Source organism: Burkholderia sp. AU45388, from assembly GCF_030481585.1.
Taxonomy (GTDB): domain Bacteria; phylum Pseudomonadota; class Gammaproteobacteria; order Burkholderiales; family Burkholderiaceae; genus Burkholderia; species Burkholderia sola.
This window is the reverse complement of sequence record NZ_JAUJPV010000010.1, coordinates 68,864-87,587: the sequence shown is the minus strand read 5'-3', so window position 1 is coordinate 87,587 and position 18,724 is coordinate 68,864. Positions and strand designations below refer to the sequence as shown.

Below are 18,724 nucleotides of genomic sequence, written 5' to 3'. Positions count from 1 at the left end.
CTCACGCGCGACGCGCATTTATCACATTCATTTCAGCGCAGCCGATTCAATTCGTTAAATAACGATTTGACGGATCGAAAACAATATCGAGATCGCGGTAGTTCACCCGCAAAACACGCCGAATTATCACGACGTGCGCAAAGCCCACTGAAAAACCGGCGGAATGGCAACCCATTGATACGCGTTTATCAACAATCCCGATCCCTCAATGGTGAATTCCGGGAAACATCGCTGTCTACATCAGGCCACAACGAAGAATTTCACTTTTGCCGTTCAGTGCGGCTCTGTAGTCTCCTGCCCTTCCGGATCACGAACCCACACCTATGCGCAAAGGAGATGAATTGACGTCCTCCTACGCCAGCCTAAAGGCGGAGGATTCCCTCACCTGGCGATGCACGTCCGCATCGGAGAATGTTCAGCGCAGCGTTGATATCTCGCTCATGCTCGACACCACGGTCACTGCAGGCCCATTCTCTTATTCTCAGTCCCGCGATACCTTTCGGCCGCGTCGTGCTGGCTTGCGACCCGCACGCCGAACAGGACTGGGTAGAACCGCTTTCGTCGACTTCCTCGAACGTGGCTCCGTGCGCGATCGCTTTGTAGCGGAGCTTGTTTCGGAAGGACGACCAGGATGCGTCGTAGACGCTTTTCGCCATCCTGGTTCTGGCAAGTTTGACGGCAGATACGTTGCCAGCCCAGCGATTTCCTGCCGCGATAGCGCAGGTAGGGCCGACGGTGCTGACTGCGCGACTTCGCATATTGCTCGCACGTCGCGTTGACCGTGCCGGAGTGAATACCGAGTTCCTTGCTGCTGCCGGTCGTGAGCACATTCAAGTCGAATCCTGTAGGCCACTTCTTGCCCCAGTTGAGCGCGTGCTTCTGCGTGTCGTTGCAGAAGTTCCAGACGTAGTTCACCGCACGGCTCTGCTTGTTGAGCAGCCCGTTGAGCGATTTCACCCGGTAGCGATAGACAAGGATCATGCCGGCCATTTAACGGTGGAATGCCGCTGTCAAACAGCCGCGCTCCTTTCCTCCCGGTCCTGAAGGACGGGGTTTCTCGGAGCAACTGATGAAACGCACGGCCCTCTCGATGATTGCCCTCGCGTCGTTGGCGGCGATGCCCGTCGCGCACGCGCAGTCGAGCGTCACGCTGTACGGCGTGATCGACACGTCGATCACCTATGTGAACCACGCACAAGGCAAGGACAACGCATGGATGCTCGGCAACAGCAGCGCGGGCAATCTCGCCGGCAGCCGCTGGGGCGTGAAAGGCACCGAGGATCTCGGTGGCGGGCTGAAGGCGCTGTTCCAGTTGGAGAACGGCTTCGACCCGAGCAACGGTCGACAAGGCCAGGGCAACCGCCTGTTCGGCCGTCAGGCCTTCATCGGCCTGACGAGCAACCGCTACGGCACGCTCACGTTCGGCCGCCAGTACGATCCGCTCGTCGACCTCGTGCAGGGCATCACCGCCGACAACTACCTGGGCAGCGCGTTCGCGACGCCGGGCGACGTGGACAACTACGACAACAGCTTCCGCGTCGACAACGCGGTGAAGTACACGTCGGCCGTCTATTCGGGCCTGCAGTTCGCGGCGATGTATTCGTTCGGCGGCATCGCCGGCAGCACCGGCGCCGCGCAGTCGTACTCGGCCGCCGTGTCGTACAACAACGGGCCGTTCAGCGTCGCGGGCGGCTACTTCCACGCGACCAACAGCCCCGCGTCGAACGGCGTGCGCAACGGCTGGACCAGTTCGTCGGACGGCACGTTCGACGGCCCGATCAACAGCGGCTATGCGAGCGCGCACGCGTTCGGCATCGCACGCATCGCCGGCCAGTACGTCGCCGGCCCGTTCACGTTCGGCGTCGGCTACAGCAACGCGCAGTACCGCCGCGACGCAAGCTCCGTGTTCGGCTCGAACGAGCACTACAACACGGGGCAAGGCTTCGTGAACTACCAGGCGACGAACGCGCTGCTCGTCGGCGTCGGCTACAGCTACACGCGCTCGGGCGGCGACACGTCGGCGACCTATCATCAGGTATCGGCCGGCGCCGACTACAACCTGTCCAAGCGCACCGACGTGTACCTGACCGCCGCGTACCAGCACGCAAGCGGCCAGACCGGCGACGGCAACGGCGGCTCGATGGCCGCGCAGGCGTCGATCGGTTCGTACGGTTACGCGGGCACGAGCTCGCAGACGATGGTCAACCTCGGGCTGCGTCACCGTTTCTGACGGCGCTACCGGGAGAGGGCCTGCCGCGCGCCGCGCGGCCGGTCGCATCCGCATTGCGCAGACGGCGGCTTCGGCCGCCGTTTTTCATCGCTTTCTTTCGCCCGGCCAACGGCTGCCCGGCGATTTTCCGTTTCGCGGGATCATCGCCGGTTTCATCGCGTACCTGACGTAATACGTCAGGTTTCCGTCCCCGCCATTGCATCGGCATTCGCGCCAATGCCGGCCATTTTTACCGATTCGCGATCGCCTCGAACCGTGATCCGGTGCGATAAAAATGCGCGGCACCCGCACGGGAAAATGCAAAGGAAAGTTTGACACGAGCCATTTGCCCGCCTGCTATGGCACACTTCGCGTCTGCGTAATTTCCTTGCACCGGGCGCCCGGATTCCGCCCCATCCTGCCATGCCGCGTCATACCACTCGCCCGCTCAGCCGCAACACGCTGACCCTCGCCTCGACGATCGCGCTTTCCTGCGCGCTCTCCGGCGTCGCACGGGCCGATTGCCTGGACGACGCGGCCGCGTTCCAGCACGTCAGCGTCGCCCTGATGCGCGGCATCGCGCAGATCGAGTCGGGGATGAATCCGAATGCGATGAACACGAACACCAACGGCACGGTCGACATCGGGCTGATGCAGATCAACAGCACGTGGCTGCCGACGCTCGCGCGCGAAGGGATCACGCGGGAAAGCCTGTTCGATGCCTGCACGAACGCGTATGTCGGCGCGTGGATCCTGTCGCAGAACATCCGCCAGCTCGGCCCCACCTGGAACGCGATCGGCGCGTACAACTCCGCATCGCCCGACAAGCGCCTCGCGTATGCGCGCAAGGTCTATGATGCAATCCGGACCATGCCGGATTCGCCGGATACTCCCATGCCCATCCTTCCACCGTCCTTTACGCCGCCGCAACAGGCGCAGACGTACAACCCGTTCGCGAGCCTGAGCGTGTCGGCGCCGCCCGTCACGCGCGCACGCACGCTATCGCCGGCCTCGCCGCCTCCGTCGCCGCAGGGCGGCCCCGCCGGCCCGGCCGGCACGTACAACTTCGGATGGACGGTCACCGGCGCCGACCAGGCCAAGCCGACCCAGGTGTTCGACGACGGCGCGCGGGTCTACGTGCAGTTCAGCGACATGAAGCACGTGCCGGCGATCTTCACCGAGACGTCGGCCGGGCGCGTGCTGATGTCGTGGGAGCTGCAGTTTCCGTATGCCGTCGTGACGCGTCCCGCGCAAACGTTGATCTTCCAGCTCGGGCCGTTCGAAGCGCGCGCGCAGCGCAGTGCCGCGGCCGCAGGCATGACCGCGCAGGACGGGATGGCGGGGACGGCGAAGGCCGGGGCCTCGACTTCGGCATCGAAGAAATCGGCCAGGACGGCGATGAATGCGGCGACGAACACCGCGCCCGATACGGCAGCGAAACGCACCGCGTCGGCCGACGCGCTGTGGTACGTGAATACGCCGTCGACGTCGGGAACGGCGGCGGCCTCGCCCTCGACCGCGAATATTCCCGCCACACTGCCGACGGCCATCACGTCGAACACGCCGCCGCCCGCGCCGGCTCAAGCACCGGCCGCGGCCGCCCAGCCGTCGCGCGCCAGCGCGGACGCGCTCTGGTACATCTCGCAGTGACGCACGGGCAGGCTGCCTATCGGCAGCCGGTGTCGGCGAGAGGCGGACTACCGAACGACCGGACTATCGAACGACCGTCGTGCCTGACGGTGCCGATACGGTCGATACCAGCGATTGGTACACGTCCGCGACACGGTCCAGGAACGACTTGTCGGGTGCGGTCGCGATTTTCTGCATCGCCCGCGTGTTCATGTAGTTCTTGATCGACACGAGGTGGCTCCACACCGACTCGACGTCGCTCTCGGCCATGCTGTCGTGCACGTGCTTCACGAACAGCGGATACATCGCCTCGACCTGAGGCAGGCGCTCGCCCGGATTATTCCAGAGCCAGAAGAGCGCCTGCGCCTGCGGGTCGGTGTTGAATATCGACGGTGGCAACTCGCCGCCGAGCTGCTTCATTGCCTGCTTGCCATCGAACCCGTATCCCGGGCGCGTACCGTGCTGCTTCTGGAAATCGATCTCGCGCACCAGCTTCTCGTAACGTCCGTACGCCAGCGGATTGGCCGCGCCGCCGAGCCAGCCCGGCTTGCGCTGCGCCGCGGCCGCGCGATTCTCGGCCTGGTCGTACCACATGCGCAGCCACTGGATATACACGACCATATGGCCCTTGAGCTCGCCCTGGATGTCCTTCGGCAGGTCGGTCACGACGATCGGGCGAGGCGGCGCCGGATCGGGCACGCGGCAACCGTCCGTCATGTCGGGCACGGGTTTCGGATTGAGGAAATCGAGCGGCCCGATCGACGGCTTGAGCGTCGCCGACGGATAGCCGATGCCTGTACCCAGTGGCGTGAGCGGCGGAATCTCGCGTGTCGTCGCCACGAGTTTCTTGACGGCCAGCCGGTAGTCGAGCTGGAAATTCTGGATCTCCGGCGGCGCGACGATCTGCTGATACAGCGCACCGTCCTCGTTCGCCAGCGCGGTCAGGCTCGGCATCGGAATGCCCGCGCCGTACGCGCGGTGGTACATCATCTCGAGCGGCACGCGCGCCAGCTTGTCGGAAATGCCGTCCTCGCCCTCGATCGCGCCGCCGCCCACGTCCACCTGCGCGCCGGGAAACAGGCGCTCCTGCCGCCGACCACGCATGTCGGACGGGTCGACACCGAGCATCGTCAGCGGCTTGTACACGCGCAGTTCGTGGGCGGCCGCATAGTGCACGCATTTCTCGATGTCCGGCGACAGGATCAGGTCCGACGACACCGCGTTGCTCAGCGGGATGTAGCCCGTCAGCAGGTTGTCGTCGAAGCGGTTCGTCACGCAATCGAACAGCCCCATGAACTTGATCTTGACCTGAACGCCGTCGTATTTTCCGCCCTTGGCGACCTCGTCGAGCAATTGCTTGGCGAAAGCGAGCGCAAGGCCGCCGCCCATGTCGTAGCCGAAGATCGCGACATGGATCTTGTTCACCGTGCCGGCCTGCTTCGCGCCGGCCACCGCCGCCTTGAAATCCTCTTCCGCCGCCTTCAGGCGCGTATCCACGCCCGTATTGAACAGTGCGGCGCCCAGCTTCGTATCGCGCGAGAGCTGGAACGACTCGGCCGCCGCGCCCAGCGTTTCCTTGCCGACCTCCTTCAGCACGGTTTTCGGAATCCGGTACGGATACTTGACGACGTCGCGCCAGAAGCCTTTCCATTCGTGCCGCAGATAGCGCAGTGCGCGATTCTTTTCCGACCCGGGCCGCTCGATCGCGCGCTCGATCCGCTTGCGCGCGTCGCCCAAGCCGTCTTTCGTCTTGCCGACCAGCGTATCGAACGTGTCGCTCACACGATTTCCGAACGTAGGATTGCTGATCTTGCCGCTCTGCTTCCACGCATCCTCGGCGGCCTTCTGCGCCTTTTCCTTGGCCTTGTCGACCGTCTGCTCCTTGAGCTTGTCGCCGGCCTTCTCGCTGATCGTATCCGTCGCCTTGTCCTTCAGGACCTCGCTCAGCACACCGGCCTCGGGGTCGAAATCGGCGCCGAGCCCCGGATAGTAGAAGCGCCGCATGTTCTTGTTCTTCTTGTCGTACGCGGCGTTGAACAGCTTCAGGATATTGGTGCGCGGACCGTCCTTCTCGCCGAAGCCGAATCCGTCGAAATAGAAGCTGACCCACAGCATGTGTTCGCATGCGGGACACATCTGCTCGGCCTCCGCCTTGACGCGGTCCGTCTCCGCGGAGACGGCGTCCTTCTTCAGGTTGATTTCGGCCATGGCACTTACTTCTCCTGCGTCGGTTTGAGTTCGGGCGCATTCATGTCGTCGACCCACTGCAACTCTGCCGTGCCGTTCTTGCGGAAATACACACGCAGATAGCGCGACGTCGGCGATTCCGGCTGAGGAATGGTCACGTCGATCGTCTTGCGCTCGGGCTGGATGCCGCGCTGAATGTCGTCCAGCGGCTGCGCGAATTCCCAGAACAGCTTCACCTTCTGCCCCGGCGTGACCTTGCAGCCGCAGGCAAAGCCGCCGCCGCCGCCGAATGCCTCGCCGTCCTCGCGTGCCGACGGATTGCCGAAGCATCCCGACTTGTGCTCGTTGTCGAGCCAGAATTCGTGCAGCTTGCGACCGTACTCGTTGTATCCGGTGACGCACACGTTATGCGGCTCCGCCGACGCATCGACACCGTGCTTGCCGCATGCGGCGAGCACCGTCAGCCCGATCAGCGCCAAAACGTGCATCCCTGCTCTGAATTTCATCGATACCCTCACAAACTTGCGTCGTTGTTGCCTGCGTCCGGCGATGGCGGACCGAACCGGTTGCGCGCGTCATCCCCGCGATAGAACCCGTTCATCGCAATGGCGATGAATGCGCCTCCGACCGGGATCGCATGAAGAAGCGTCCACCATCCCGACTTGCCGAGGTCGTGCCACCGCCGCACCGACACCGCGACGAGCATCCAGATCATCACGATCGCGAATGCCCAGCCGACGACATCGACGAACGTCCGGGCCCGCTGCGCGGCGGGCAGATCGGCGAGCGCGTCGAGCGCGGAGCCGGCGAGCAGCAACGGCACGGTCACGCACCACCATTCCAAGCGCCCGGCCCGGCCGCGGAATGAAAACAGGGCGGCCACGTTCATCGCCGCGCCTCCGGTTCCGTGTCGACACTCGCAGCATCGTCGTGCTCGATCAGATGGTCGAGCAGTGCTTCGCATAACGCATCGTGATCGTTCCGATGCGCGGCGATGCAGTCGGCGACGATCGCGTCGTCGAGCCGCACGTGGGCGTACATCGCCAGCGTCGCACCGATCCGGTAGGCGAGCCGGTCATCGTGCAGCCCCTGTGCGTCCAGCAACCCGAACAGGCTGCGCATGCTCGCATAGGTTTCGAACGGATCCGCGTCGACGGGGATCCGGCCGTTGCGTCGCAATTCGGCGAGCACGGCGTCAGGCCGGCTCTCGTGCCGCAACGCGTCGAGCTCGCGGGCATCCACACGTGGATAGAAGATCCGTTCGTGCCGGCGCGGATGCCGCACCGTACCGACGGTGCCGTCGCGACGCACCCAGGTCCACGACACGCACGGCGACAACAGCGCCTGATAGCGCGACTCGGACAGCGCGCCCGCCAGCATCTGAAACACTGCCGCGTCGTAGAACCGCAGCAGCCCGTCGCGATCGTCGGGCAGCGTCACGCGCGTCCTGACGCCGAGTTTCGGCACGAGTTCATCGAGCGGATACACGCTGACCAGCGACAGAAACGCGAACGGCCGCCGCGCGAGCTGCCGTTCGAGCAGCGCCGGCACGTGCGGTGCACGATAGTCGCACACCAGCGCGCAGACCTCCGGGCTGGTCGCCTCGGGCTGGCCAGCGAGCACGTTGTGAACCTGTCCTTGCGCAATCAACTCGCGCCAGGGCGCCGCGTTGAGCGGCAACTGCGACGCATCGGCCAACAGATAGCGATGGGCATCCGGAAACGCAGCATGCTCGGCGGCCGCCGTCGTTTCCCATGTCTGGAGCAGCGCAGTCATCGTCGTCATCCGCGCGTGGCGATCGCTTCGTGGCGATGCGCGAGATCCCGCATGCATTCGACGCATGCGGGCTTGTTCATCGACGGCAACTGGACGTTCGCGGATCGCGGGCCGGTCAGCGTGTGCTGGGCCGCATGGAACGTCGCCTTGCCCGGCGCGCCGATCACGATGTCGTTGCCCTCCATCTTCAGGAACGCGTTGGCCGCCGTCAGCAGCAGCCGCTTCGGCGACTGCAGCGCGACACTTGCCTGCGCGCTCGATACAGTCACCGTACGCTGCGCACCGGCGTCGAGCGTCCCGGCGTTCTGCGCCTGCACGGTGACGGCGCCCGTCGCGGCATGAAGCGCAATCCCGGCGGCCGGCACGGGGCGGCTGCCGCCCGGGGTGCCGTGCGTGTACAGCGCGATGCCTTCCTTCGCGACGATGCTCGACTTGCCCTGGACCGTGACCTGCACGTCGCGTCCGGCGCTCAGCACGGTTTGCGCGCCCGACGTCCACACGTGGCTTTGCGCCGTCAGCGCGGCGACGCCGGCCGCGCCGTGCGCGACGAGATGCGGATGCTGCCACGCAACCGCGCCGCCGCCGCCGGCACCGCCCGCGCCGCTGCCTTCGCGCGTTGCGCCGAGCGACACCTGGCTTTGCCGCAGGCCCTCGATCGCCGCGAGCGGCGATGTCGTGTCGCCGACAGTCGCGACACCACCGGGCTGCGCCGTGCGCGTGCCCGGCTCCGCCCCCTGCTTGCGCGCGAAGCTCGCGAGCCCCTGCAGCATCTCGCGTTGCTGCGCGAGCACCTGGCTCGCCGCACTCGCGTCCATCTGGTTCACGCCGGGCGCCGTGCTGATCAGCAAGCCGGCGCCGGCGCGCAGCGCGGCGGCTGCCTGCGTCGACAGTTCGGCGCCGTAGCCGCGATCGGCCAGACGCCGGTTGTCCTGCACCTGCTTGATGTGTCCGAGCGTCAGGCCGCTGCCGTGATCGGTCGTATAAAGGCGCGCACTCGACTGCCCAGCCGTATCGTCCAGCATGAATTGTCGAGAGCCACCCGCACCGGTCTGACTCGCACTCAGGTCCTGCGTCTTGAAGCCGGTCAGCACGGCCGCGTGGTCGTTGCCGGCAAACCAGGCCGCCGCATTGGCCGTGCTGCCGCTCGGGCCGCCCGCCAGCGCATTGTGCTGCGCGTCCGCGTTGCCTTGCCCGTTGTATAGCGCGGCGACCGCAACCGGCCGGTCGGGCTGGCCTTCCAGCCATTCGGTCCAGACTTCCTGACCGACGCGCGGCACGCTCACCCCGCCCCAGTTGTCGCCGCCGACCGGTGTCACCATGCGCGTCCAGGTGCCCGCGCCGCGATCGGCCGGCGCGTTCGCCGCGCGCGGATGTTCGTCGCGACTCGCGGAATTCTGCCCGCGCTGCGCATGATGCTGGATCCGGATCCGGTGATCGCGTTCGGTATGAACCGGATCGCCCGCGCCGACCACGATGCTCGTCTGGGCACCCGGCATCACCGCGACCGGATGCACGCGTGCGCCATGCCCGTTCGGCGCCAACGGCCGGTAAGCCTGGTCGAACGGCAGCGCGGCGAAGCGGTTCCGGTACACCTCGTCGCCGTCTACCAGCGCGCCGCCAGCGTGCGTCGCGGCGTCGAATGCCGCGTGCAGCGCCTGCGCGCCGCCCAGCTCGCCGGGTGCGGCATCAAGCATCGGCGGAATCGCGCCCAGCCGTTGCGCGATCGCGCCGTGCACGTCGGCGCTCACGTTCGCGCGCGCGTCGTGCTCGACGCGCAGGCACACGAACGCGCGCGATGGATCGAGCGACGGATGCTGCGACATCGCGAAGTGCAGCCCCGGCCGCAAATCGCGACGCGTGCCGCTGCCTTCGGTCTGCAGCGCCGCCACGCGCTGCGCATCGAGTTGCTGTTGCGCGCGCTGATCGCCGATCGCGGCGGTCTGGAACGCGTACGGGCCGGCGACATCGCGATCCTCGCCCGGCGCGACCGCGCCGCTCGCGCGCACGCCGGACGCACGGGTCGACAGGCTTCGATAATCCCAGCTTGCGCGCGCGACGCTGCCGATGCGCCAGCGGCGCGCATTCATGAATTGCCGGATGCCGCCGCGCGGATCGCCGTCGCTCGTCTGATGGAAACCGACGACTTCGGGTTCGGCCGGGGCGAAGCGCTGGTTCGTATCGGCGAGGACGAGCGTGTGCTTGCCAAGGTCCGCCGAGTGCGCATCGCCTTCGTGTTCGAACCAGTAGAAGATGCCCTCTTCCGCCCACAGTCGTTCGAGAAACGCGAAGTCCGATTCGCCGGCTTGTGCAGTCAGGCTGCGGTTCGCATATTTCGCCGGGTCGGCGAGCGCCCAGCGCCATGCCGGCGCGATCGCGCCACGCGCGTAGTGCGCGAAGATCTGCTCGCTGATCTCGACCACGCTCGCGTTCACGAAGTTGTAGCTGTCGACGCGCTGATGCAGCAGCGCGAGCCACGGTTCGACGACGAGCCGCACGCGTGCGAGCCCGCCGTTGTAGCCGACGAGTTCCGCAGCCGTCACGTGGCCGTGGAACGGGCGCCGTGCGTCCTGCCCGTCCGCGAGCTGCCATTCGACGAGGATCGATGCACCGATCAGCTTGTCGAGCGGCACGTCGGGGCGCTCGGTCAGCGCGGTGACCTGGAACCGGAAGCCGCCGCGATCGAGCGACTCCCATCCTTGCAGGCTCTCCGCGACGAGTTTGTCCGCGCCGAGCGGCGTGGTCAGCCACAGGAACCGGTCGTGCTGCGACCAGCCGCGGAAGAATGCCTGGATGAGATCGGATTGGGTCGACATGATGTTTGGTTCGGGATTCGCTGGGCTATGTCTCAAATCAGTTCTGCCGTGTATTTTTCGATGCCCGTATACTTCGCCGGCGGCATGGTGCCCATATCCCGATCGGCACCTCACACGGGGAAACGTCGATCAGCATCACGCCGCTCCCGCGCCGTTGCGCCGCTCGACTTCGACATATTGCCGACTCGGGATCATAAGATTGTTTGTCCAGACGTCCATTCCATCGATGCGCGCCCGCGCCGCCCTCACCGCCTGAATTCGAGTTCGACCGGCATGCGATTGAGTTGGAGCGAATCGACAATGTCGGACGACGATGCGTGTAGCCTGCATCACGTCTGGATCACTCCCTCGTCAGTTTCACGTTTTCCAGCCGGTCCATCGGCGTAAAGAACCGCCCGTCCATTTCATGCGGATGAAGGATGTCGAGGTTCATCTTGCCGACGAAAACGTAGTTGCCAGCCTCGACGCTCCGCATTGCCGAATCGGCGCCATAGGTCAAATCCGCATACGGCACGAGAAATTCGATCCGCTCGGACTGGCCCGGCTTGACGATGATTTCGCGCCGATAACGACGCGATGCGTCGCTTAGATATTTGCTGACAAGCCTGATGCGGAATCGAACGTGGTCGCTGCCGCCGCCGATCTGTACATATTGCAAATCGGGACGCGCCAAATCCGGCGACCAATGATCCGGACCGTCGACCGTCACGTCCTGCTTGCCGTCGTTCGCGAACGTCATATCGACGACAAGATGTTCCGCCGTGGATCGCACTGAAAATTCCGGATGAAGATTGATCTCGGGCCTGCCGTGCGCCAGCAGATCGTGGGCAAGGTCATAAAGCACCGAAAGATTGTCGTTGAATTGATCGTCGAACTGGTAGTTGTACGTGCCCTCGTAGTGGTGTCCGTCCTTGTCAAACGAATACACGAGCACGGGCCCCCGATTGATTGCACGGATCTGGGGGATCGTCCTGCTGCTCAACGTCGCCTTCACCATATCGACATGCTGGCGATACGCTCCCGTAAGTTCCGCCGTATATTTCCCGATTCCGAAGTAACCCGACGGCGGCATCGGATCAATATCTCGTCCACGCGAAAAATACGACACCGTCCGGCCGTCGGTGGTGAAGATCATCGATGGCGACGGATTGAACTGCCCCTGTCCACTACGAATCTCGAAATAATCCGCGCGATCTTGTGCGAGCGCCATATCCACCACTCCGAAAGAAATCACCGACACTGCAAAAAAAAGGAAAAGACGCATCATTTCAGAACTTCCCAGTCAATTCCGGTTTTTTCATTGAACCAGTCACGGAAGCCATACATGTAGTACTTCGGAATTACCGGCTTTTCCGTGAGCATTCCGGCCCCCATCAAGTTCGTCTGGGTCGTTCGCTGCCAGTTGTCGACAAGTTGCGCCATTTTCAGATCGACCAGATGCTGTGAATTGATGTACTTTCCGAACACAGCGCCGCCGCCCAGAAAGTACTCATCCGGCCAACCGAACAAATGCCCGGTCTCATGCACGATCGCGTGCTGTGTCGACGTTGGGACATACCGCCTCTGTTCGTCGTCCCACTCGACTTGCACCTCCCCCCAATTCGCCGAGTTCGCCCGCGTTACCTTGGGAAAGAGATTGATCTCGGCATGGCATCTCCCGGTTTGAACGAGTTCGACTTCAAGTTTCACCTTGACCTTGCATGTACATGCCTTGCCGAGCGGACACGCCTTCGGCTGCATCGAGTAATTCCCCCGGTTCAGTCCTTCCTCGATGCGCTTCTTGAAGCCCGACACGGCAGCAAGACCCCCGGGTCGGTCCACTACCCTGATGATCAAGCCGTCCCGTATGCCGTCGCTGTTGTACGGCACCGAAAACGGCTTGCCCGTCGACGGATCCATATGGACACGCCCCTGGTTGATCCAGTATTGATCCTTCAAATGAACCTTGATACGGACGGTTGCCGTCAACGTCGCCGTCGCAGGTGCATAGCCGATATCGTACGTCCCGGTCGATGCCGCATATTGAAGCCAGTTGGGTTTTCCATCCTTCAATCGGGGATTGCCGCTCTCATCTGTCTGATAATAGTCGGCAGACCCCATACTGATGGTGTGCTCCTCCTTCTTGATCGCGGGAACGTGAAGATTGCACGGTCCACTTTGTGCAGCCGGACCTTTTTTTGGCATGCCCTCCAGCTCGCTGGACACAGGTGGCGGCGTCGAATAACCGAGCGAGGGACCCGATCTCCCCTCCGCCGCCGTGGATGCAGCGACGGAAGGCGCGGGCAACGGCTGACCGGGTGCACGGAAAAATGCCTGCGCCGCGCCGACGGCACCGCCCGCTGTCGGTAGCGTCGTACCGGCGATCGAACTCGCCGCACCCGCCAAACTTCCGCCCCCCGCCACCGCCCCCCGCCCCGCCGGACTCGCCGCCAGCGCCTGCACGAGAAAATCGCACGGATCGCCCTGCGGCAACACCGGCAGCGCCGGCAGCTTCACGCTCGTCGCGCGCGGCCCCGGGAACGGATGCCCGCCCGCCTTCACCGCGAACTGCCCCGGCGTCTCGACGATGATGTCGCCGCCCTTCAACGTGATCCGGTTCGGCCCCTGCTGCAGCACGATCGCGTCCTGCGCGAGCACGTCGACGCGCTCGTCGGTCGACGTCACGCGCACGGTCTGGTCGGCGAGAATCTCCATCGTCGACGCGTGCGCCTCGACGCTCACCGGCCCTTCGCCCGCGATCGCCTTGAGCCCGCCGGCCACGCTGTACAGGCTCATCGCATCGCCCGTCGCCGCGGCTACCGTCGCACCGGCGCCGACGTGTGCATCGCCCTGCGACGTCAGATGAACGTGCTGCGCCGCATACGACACCGCGCTGTCCGGCGTCGTCACCACGATGTTCTCCGGCGACTCCATCAGCACCGCGGGCGTCGCGAATCGCTCGACGGGGTCGCCGCCGTCGCGCTGCGTCCCGGTCGGCTTGGTCGCGCTCTGGCCGCCCACGCTGCCCGCATACTTGCCGTCCTGTGCAGGATCGATCGCCTTGAGGAAATCCGTCTGCGTCTTGTTCGCGCTCAGGCCGACCGCCTGCGCACCCGTCGCCGCGGTGTCGAGTTCCTGCGCCGTTTTCGCCGCGTCCTTCAATTGCTCCACGCGTTCGGCGACATCCATCTGCGTCGATGCGCCGAGCCGGCGCGCGGTACTCGACATCAGCACGCCCGCGCCGGCCCGCACCACACCCCAGCCCTGCGTCGTCAGTTCGAAGCCTTCACCGCGATAGGCGCCGCGCATCGTGCCCTGCTGGTCGATCAGATAGCCCTGCGCAAGACGCGTGTCGGCAGTGGAATTGCTCAGCTCGTGACGCAGTTGTCCGGCCGCATCGTCCATCACCCACCGGCTGCCGGGTTGCCCATCGAGGGTTTGCGTCTGCAGGCCCGTCAGTGTTCCTGAATGGTTCGCGTCGCTGCCTTCGCCCGCGGAGAACGGCGGACGCACGCGCCCGCCGTACACCTGGCCGAGCACGACCGGCGCATCGATGTTGCCCGACTCGAAACCGACCACCACTTCCGCCCCCACGCGCGGCGCAAACGCGTGACCGAAATTCGGCCCGGCCGCCTGTTCGGCGACGCGAACCAGAATGCCGGAACGGTGATCACCCGGCGCGTGGCCGGCCGGATTGGACCGGCTCGCCGTATCCGTCAGCCCGCCCGGCAGCGGCGCGGCACCGCGCATCCACGGAAACTGGATGCGGACCTGGTGATCGCGCGTGCTGCTGACGCGCCCACCCGGCTCGCCGACGACGATCGCGGTCTGCACCCCGTACACCGTCGGCCGGTCGCGGAACGGCGGCACGATCGGCGTGCCCTCCGGCACCGCGACGAAGCGGTTGCGATAAAGACCCTTGTCGAGCTCGCCGCGTCCGAACAGCTGCCCGATCTGCGCGCCGAGGTTGTTCACGGCCTCGTGCTCGATCGACAGCGGCACGAATCGCACGGTGCCGCCCAGATAGTCGTTCAGCGTATGGACCTTGCCGGTCTCGAGCGTGCGCGACGAGCCGCCGCCACGGTAGACCCGTTTCGCGAGCTGCAGCGCGTCGAGACGCTGTTCGGCATAACGCTGCGCATCGCCGCTCGTGTCGAAGCGGCCGGCGCGCTGGCCGTCGTAGATCTCCCGCACCGGCAGCAGCGGCGCGTCGGCGTCCGCGGGCTGTTGCGCATGGCCGGCAAGCGCATGAAGTTCGCTGGCTTTCCAGCTCGTCGCCACCACGCGATCCGGCACGAGCTGACGCCGATCGGAGAATTGCGTCATCACGCCGTCCGGATCGCCGACGTCCTGCGCATTGAATGCGATGGCGCTGCCGTCGGGCAGCCGCGCATGGCGGTCGAACACGACGACGGTATGGTCGCCCGACGGCGCCTTCCCTGCGTCCTGCTCGTGCTCGATGCGAAACGACAGCCCGGCCTCGGACAACTGCCGCAACACGAAATCGAGATCCGTTTCGCGATACTGGCCGCGCAAGCGAAACGATCGCAGCGGCTCGACGCGTTCACAGCGCCAATGCGCTTCCGGATAGTCGCCGAACACGCGCTCGCAGATACCCTCGGCATCGAGATCGACGAAATACAAGCAATTGCGGCGCAGCTGCAGCAGCGCGAGCCACGATTCCATCGTGAGCCGATAGCGTGTGAACTCGCCGTCACTCTCCGCATAAGCGGCATGCGTGACGTAGCCGTTCCAGCATCGTTCGCCCGCCGCCGTCGCGAGACGCAGCCGCACGGCGCTGCCGATCAGCGGCGCGAGATCGAGAAACGGCTCGCTCGACAACACGTCGATCTCGAACCGGAACGATTCGCTGATCCCTTCACGACCGTGAAAGCGCTCGACCACGAAGGCGCCCGGCATCGCGGTATCGATCTGGATATGACGGGTCGCTTGCCCGTACCCCGTTAATGCGGCAACTAGATCCATGTCGTTTCTCGGCAATCGCGCGCGAATGCGTGTCGCGCCGGCGGGTTCGTATCCAATCGGTTCATCGGAACAGCTTGCTCATGTCGACGTTGCGCTGCATCTGCTGACGCATCGCCTCCATGTCTTCCTGTACGCTCGGCACATGGGGCGCGTCCCAGCGCACGCCGTTCACGTAGACGGTGCGCCAGCGCAGGTAGCCCCAGACGAACGAAAACTCGCGTCCCGAATCCTGCAGCGCGAGACCACCGGTGACTTTCGGGTCGGTCAACACGGCGCTGTCGGTCGGCGCGGTGGCATCCCGGGCCGCGCGGGCTTTCTGTGCAGCCTGCTGCGCGGCGTCGTAACGTTTCAGGATGCCGACCTGCCGCGCGGTCAGCGGCGAACGCGGTTCGGGCTCCGGCGCGACGTTGGCGGCCGGCCCGAGCCCGAGCGCACCGGCCCCCATCATCTGCATGATCTGCGACGGTCCCGGCACGCCGAGTTGCTGGCGCTTCTTCCACTCGGCGTGCTGGCGCTCGAACTCGGCCTGGCGGGTTTTCAGCGCTTTGATCTGGTTGTGGTTCCACACGTCGTCGTCGTCGCCCAGCGGCTTGAACCATGCGCGCGAGTCATGCATGAAGTTGTCGTACAGCGCGCTGATCGGGGCTTCCGGCGGCCCCATGTTCCAGTCGCCCCGCACCTCGAGCCACTGCTTCCATTTCTCGTCGAGCTGCAACTGGAAGAAATCCTCGGCGCGCTTGGCGCTCGCGCGCACCAGCGGGCCGACGAGCGGAAGCGCGGACTGCAGGCCCGCGGCGATCGGCAGGACGGCCGGCGAAATGACGGCCGCCGCCTTCGGGTTCTGCGTGATCTTGCGGCTGACCGCGTTGCCCGCGTACCGGCCCACGGTCGGTCCGCCTTCTTTCTCGCATTCGAGCAGGTCGCGCCATTCGAGCCGCAGTTCCTCGTTCGCGCTGTCGAGATCGACGGCATCCTGCGGATAGGCAGCCTTGGCGGCGAGAAACGACGGTTGCGAACGCAGATTGTCGAGCCGCATCCTGCGCCAGCGCAGGTAAAGCCCGTAGTGCGCGCGCATCAGGCCCGGCGTGCCGTGCTCCTTCGCGTAGTAATAGTCGGCGCTCGTGCTCACATAGGCGGAAAACGCGCGCTTGAGCGCGGGAGAAATCGCGAATGCCGCCGCCGCTTCGGCAGCGACACCGGGCCCCTTGATGTCGAGTGGAACACCGGCCTTGCGCGCTTCGCGATACATGTCGAGCAGCGGCACCTGCGACAGCTTGTCCGCGTCGCCCGTGCCGCGCCCCTGCTCGCCCGGCCCGTAACCGCCGCCGACGTCCGAATGCACGCCCGGATAGACGATCTCCTCATGCCCGTCCCGCGACGCATCGATCAGGTCGAGCGGGAACGATCCGCGCGGCTCGTGGGCTGCGACCATATGGACGCAGCGGCGCACGTAGTGCGGCACGCCCATCAGTTCCTTGCGCCCCCAGCCGCCATGCCCGTCGAACAGCGTCGCGGCCGTGCTTTGCGCGATGCCGACCGACGCGACCGTATCGAAGATGCCGAGAAAGTCGTACGACACGGGCACGCCGCACAGGCTGAAATCGGGGTCCAGCGCATCGGCCAGCCAGTTCGAGAACGTGCGGGCCTCCGCCGCCCCGCGCGAAAAACCGAACACGTACAGGCGGATGCGCTGCAGTTTCGGCTTGCCCTTCACCAGCAGATCGCCGACGCGCGCCTTCATCTGTGCGCACCGGGCCCGCAATGCGACACGGCGTTTCTCGTCCCACGCGCGCATCGTCGCGGTCCAGTTCGCCGTATCGACTTCGCCCTTGAGCTGCGCCCAGATCGTGTCGCGATCCCACGTCAGTTCGATCCCGTTCTGCTCGGCGGCCATCAGCCTGAGCGCACCGACACTCGAACTGCCGCGCGCGTTGATGTCGCCGAGACTGCCCGGCTTGGGCGGCGTGCCGCCGAGATCGATGCCCTTGAAATTGAGGTCGACGCTGACGGCCTTCGCGAGTTCCTTGTCGCTCTTGCCAAGCGCCGCGGACAGCGAATTGCCGAACGCGTGCGCATGCACGACGTTGTGGATCTGCAGCAGCGCCCAGTTGATGCGCCCCTCGCCGGCCCATCCCGTCGCGGCGCCGGCCGCGGCCTGCAGCCCGACGCCCTGGTCGCCGATCTCGTCGACAAACGGCGTGCCGACGCCGGCCACGTAAATGGCACTGTGATACTTGTCGCGGGGAAACACGTCGAACAGCCGCGCGACGTTGCTGTGCTTGCCGCCCGCGCGATCGCGGTCGGCGTTGTTGCGCGTGCCGTCGAAGAAGATGCCGACATGCAGCGTCTTGCAGCAACTCATCCCGTCGTCGTCGTGCAGCCGGCGCATGATCGCGTCCTGCTCCTCCCGGGTGACGACGCCGACGTCAGGCCGGTCGGCGCTCGCGAAGCGAAAACTCATTGCGTGATCCTCTTGTCGGGATTCGGGCACTGCGGATCGCTGTTGCGCAACGTAAAGTTCCCGGGGCACGCTTCGTCGGGCGCCTGGAGATTTTCAGGGAAGCCGCGGTAGCCGGGCATCCATTGAGACGCATAGACCTTGATTCGATCGTGCGGAAAGAACAGGACCCACAGGAAGCCGTCGGAGAACGTGTCGTAGCGCTCGACCGGTACGACCCGGCTCGCAAGCGCCTTCGGATCCTTCCTGTACAGGTCGTCGTTCCGCCACTGCAGATTGACGGTCAGCCCCGGATGCCATTGTTTCGGCAACGCGACGCAGCAGATGATCGCGCCGCCGCCGCTGCCGATGCGCGCCGGCACCGTCCCGCCCCAGGTGCCGTCGACGTAGAACGCGCCGATCGGAACGTCGGTGTAGTTGAGCGCATTCAGCTTCAGTCCCATCGTGCCGGATGCGGCCGCCGCACCGGCGACGCTCGACGCACCGCCCGACGCCCCGGCCGCACCCGACGCGTCGGTCGCGCGCGAGCATCCGGCCGTCCCGAGCAGGATGGCCATGAACATCAGCAGCCGAGCGGCAAACGTCGTGGAACCGGCATTCAAACTCATCTTTTCATCCTCTTGTCCGACGCCGTGCGGCGTGGATCGCTATCAACCACGTGCCCTGTCGCATGCACGCAACCCCGCA

The 18,724-nt window shown here is 65.3% G+C and carries 11 protein-coding genes and 1 pseudogene; 2 read left to right on the top strand and 10 right to left on the bottom strand.

Going from position 1 to position 18,724, the window contains the following annotated elements:
• Window positions 1-362 precede the first annotated feature (362 nt).
• Window positions 363-981, bottom strand: a pseudogene (locus tag QZM72_RS17990) (zinc ribbon domain-containing protein).
• Between the two features lie 88 nt (window positions 982-1,069).
• Here QZM72_RS17990 and QZM72_RS17985 point away from each other — a divergent pair.
• Entirely contained in the window at window positions 1,070-2,230 is a 1,161-nt protein-coding gene (locus QZM72_RS17985; RefSeq protein ID WP_301738823.1) for a porin, read from the top strand.
• A 402-nt stretch (window positions 2,231-2,632) separates the two neighbouring features.
• Entirely contained in the window at window positions 2,633-3,859 is a 1,227-nt protein-coding gene (locus QZM72_RS17980; RefSeq protein WP_301738822.1) for a transglycosylase SLT domain-containing protein, read from the top strand.
• A 63-nt stretch (window positions 3,860-3,922) separates the two neighbouring features.
• On the opposite strand, the gene QZM72_RS17975 is transcribed toward QZM72_RS17980, so the two are convergent.
• The 9 genes from QZM72_RS17975 to QZM72_RS17935 all read right to left on the bottom strand — a co-directional run bounded on the left by QZM72_RS17975 (window position 3,923) and on the right by QZM72_RS17935 (window position 18,645).
• Window positions 3,923-6,046: a DUF2235 domain-containing protein gene (locus tag QZM72_RS17975; protein ID WP_301738820.1), complete on the bottom strand. Its 2,124-nt coding sequence runs from the start codon at window positions 6,044-6,046 to the stop codon at window positions 3,923-3,925.
• Between the two features lie 5 nt (window positions 6,047-6,051).
• Window positions 6,052-6,531 carry a hypothetical protein gene (locus tag QZM72_RS17970; RefSeq protein WP_301738819.1) on the bottom strand — a complete coding sequence of 160 codons (480 nt, stop codon included), beginning with the start codon at window positions 6,529-6,531 and terminating at the stop codon, window positions 6,052-6,054.
• An 8-nt stretch (window positions 6,532-6,539) separates the two neighbouring features.
• The gene (locus tag QZM72_RS17965) at window positions 6,540-6,914 is read right to left on the bottom strand and encodes a DUF805 domain-containing protein (RefSeq protein ID WP_089467193.1); all 375 of its coding nucleotides are present in this window, start codon (window positions 6,912-6,914) and stop codon (window positions 6,540-6,542) included.
• Complete coding sequence (locus tag QZM72_RS17960; protein ID WP_256979591.1) at window positions 6,911-7,801, bottom strand: DUF4123 domain-containing protein; 891 nt, start codon at window positions 7,799-7,801, stop codon at window positions 6,911-6,913. The genes QZM72_RS17965 and QZM72_RS17960 overlap by 4 nt, the downstream gene beginning before the upstream one ends.
• Window positions 7,802-7,806: 5 nt before the next feature.
• On the bottom strand, window positions 7,807-10,614 hold the full coding sequence (locus QZM72_RS17955) for a type VI secretion system Vgr family protein (protein WP_301738818.1): 2,808 nt from the start codon (window positions 10,612-10,614) through the stop codon (window positions 7,807-7,809).
• 340 nt (window positions 10,615-10,954) lie between these two features.
• On the bottom strand, window positions 10,955-11,881 hold the full coding sequence (locus QZM72_RS17950; protein WP_301738817.1) for a hypothetical protein: 927 nt from the start codon (window positions 11,879-11,881) through the stop codon (window positions 10,955-10,957).
• On the bottom strand, window positions 11,878-15,579 hold the full coding sequence (locus QZM72_RS17945) for a type VI secretion system Vgr family protein (protein WP_301738816.1): 3,702 nt from the start codon (window positions 15,577-15,579) through the stop codon (window positions 11,878-11,880). Before QZM72_RS17945 ends, QZM72_RS17950 begins: the two co-directional genes overlap by 4 nt.
• 61 nt (window positions 15,580-15,640) lie before the next feature.
• Window positions 15,641-18,040 carry a DUF2235 domain-containing protein gene (locus QZM72_RS17940; RefSeq protein WP_301738815.1) on the bottom strand — a complete coding sequence of 800 codons (2,400 nt, stop codon included), beginning with the start codon at window positions 18,038-18,040 and terminating at the stop codon, window positions 15,641-15,643.
• Entirely contained in the window at window positions 18,037-18,645 is a 609-nt protein-coding gene (locus QZM72_RS17935; RefSeq protein ID WP_301738814.1) for a DUF3304 domain-containing protein, read from the bottom strand. The genes QZM72_RS17940 and QZM72_RS17935 overlap by 4 nt, the downstream gene beginning before the upstream one ends.
• Window positions 18,646-18,724: the final 79 nt, after the last annotated feature.

What these genes read in the sequence shown, in the direction of transcription:
- QZM72_RS17985 (WP_301738823.1), top strand. Translation starts at nt 1,070, where the DNA reads ATGAAACGCACGGCCCTCTCGATGATTGCCCTCGCGTCGTTGGCGGCG.
- QZM72_RS17980 (WP_301738822.1), top strand. Translation starts at nt 2,633, where the DNA reads ATGCCGCGTCATACCACTCGCCCGCTCAGCCGCAACACGCTGACCCTC.
- QZM72_RS17975 (WP_301738820.1), bottom strand. Translation starts at nt 6,046, where the DNA reads ATGGCCGAAATCAACCTGAAGAAGGACGCCGTCTCCGCGGAGACGGAC.
- QZM72_RS17970 (WP_301738819.1), bottom strand. Translation starts at nt 6,531, where the DNA reads ATGAAATTCAGAGCAGGGATGCACGTTTTGGCGCTGATCGGGCTGACG.
- QZM72_RS17965 (WP_089467193.1), bottom strand. Translation starts at nt 6,914, where the DNA reads ATGAACGTGGCCGCCCTGTTTTCATTCCGCGGCCGGGCCGGGCGCTTG.
- QZM72_RS17960 (WP_256979591.1), bottom strand. Translation starts at nt 7,801, where the DNA reads ATGACTGCGCTGCTCCAGACATGGGAAACGACGGCGGCCGCCGAGCAT.
- QZM72_RS17955 (WP_301738818.1), bottom strand. Translation starts at nt 10,614, where the DNA reads ATGTCGACCCAATCCGATCTCATCCAGGCATTCTTCCGCGGCTGGTCG.
- QZM72_RS17950 (WP_301738817.1), bottom strand. Translation starts at nt 11,881, where the DNA reads ATGATGCGTCTTTTCCTTTTTTTTGCAGTGTCGGTGATTTCTTTCGGA.
- QZM72_RS17945 (WP_301738816.1), bottom strand. Translation starts at nt 15,579, where the DNA reads ATGGATCTAGTTGCCGCATTAACGGGGTACGGGCAAGCGACCCGTCAT.
- QZM72_RS17940 (WP_301738815.1), bottom strand. Translation starts at nt 18,040, where the DNA reads ATGAGTTTTCGCTTCGCGAGCGCCGACCGGCCTGACGTCGGCGTCGTC.
- QZM72_RS17935 (WP_301738814.1), bottom strand. Translation starts at nt 18,645, where the DNA reads ATGAGTTTGAATGCCGGTTCCACGACGTTTGCCGCTCGGCTGCTGATG.